The 1328-nt window shown below is 68.9% G+C and carries 1 protein-coding gene; it reads left to right on the forward strand.

The window, feature by feature from the left end; genetic code table 11:
- Window positions 1-622 precede the first annotated feature (622 nt).
- Window positions 623-1285, forward strand: a complete 663-nt coding sequence (locus V6U88_RS30100) for a C39 family peptidase (protein WP_334458287.1) — start codon at window positions 623-625, stop codon at window positions 1283-1285.
- Window positions 1286-1328: the final 43 nt, after the last annotated feature.

Below are 1328 nucleotides of genomic sequence, written 5' to 3' on the forward strand. Positions count from 1 at the left end.
CCCGCCGGCCTTCACCGGCGGGCCTGGCGCCCCGCACCGTGGCCGGGTCGATCTCTTCAGCGGCGAGCCGGACGGCCGCTCACGCAGCGTGGTCTGCGCGGACGCGGACCCAACGATGAGCGACATACCTGAGAGGCATATTTATGCCTCTCAGGTATATCGCTCATCGGGCATACGCCCTCCCCGCCCCGACACGCCGGGCTGAAAGTTCACCCGGCTGCGCGACGCGCCGTACCGCTGGGAGGTTGCTTCCCGAACGTCCCGTTTGACGGTCGTTGTCGCATGCCTGGGGCACCCCCTGCGGTGGAATGGTCGGCGGGGCGGGGTCGTTGTACATGGCAGACCGCAGTGGCCCCCCGGCCCGGACGGTGAACCGGAGAGTCAGGCCCGGCGGAATGCCGGCCCGCACCGGTTGGTTACATCCCCCGGCCGGCCCCCGGGTTGAGGCTCGTGGAATGCGGAGCCCGCCGGGTTGGTTACATCCCCCGGACACCCGTGCTAGAGCCCCGTTGGGCCGCCGGGTTGATCCCCTTTTCTTCTTTGACTTTCCTTTCCTTTCGCGTGGGTGTCGTCCCCCCGGACGGTGTCCGCGTATCCCCCGATCGAAAGGTGCAGGATCATCATGCGTACCGATCTGATCCGTAAGACCGTGCTGACCGCTGCCGGTGTCGCCGCGACCGCCGGTGGGATCGCCGGGCCCGCGCTCGCCGCGCACGCCGCCCCCACCGAGAACCGCGCCGCCCAGGCCAGCGCCGACCGTAAGCCGGCCGGTGAGCGTGAGCTGAACATGCGCTACCAGGCCCAGCCGAACTTCTACTACTGCGGCCCCGCCGCGACCCGCAACGCCCTGTCCGTGCAGGGCAAGGAGATCGACGTCGACGCCATGGCCAAGCAGATGGGCACCACCGAGGCCGGCACCGACAGCATCAACGACATCACCCCGGTCCTGAACAAGGAAACCGGCAAGAACAACGCCTACCGGTCGGTGGAGATCCGCGACAACCGCGCCGACGGCAAGCAGACCGACAAACTGCGCGCCGACATCATCCGCACCATCGACGACGGCCGCGCCGTCGTGGCCAACATCGCCGGCACCGCCACCGACACCGACGGCAACACCCACTCCTTCGAAGGCGGGCACTACATCAGCGTCATCGGCTACCGCGACAACGGCAACACCGTCACCATCGCCGACTCGGCCAACCCCGCACAGGCCTCCTACCGGATGAGCGTCGACAACCTCGCCGACTGGATCGCCACCCGCGGCTACGCCACCGCCTCCTGACCCACACCACACACGAAAGGCCGGCCCCCACCAGGGGCCGGCC

The sequence above is a fragment of the Micromonospora sp. CPCC 205739 genome (genome assembly GCF_036906795.1).
In the GTDB taxonomy this organism is placed as follows: domain Bacteria; phylum Actinomycetota; class Actinomycetes; order Mycobacteriales; family Micromonosporaceae; genus Micromonospora.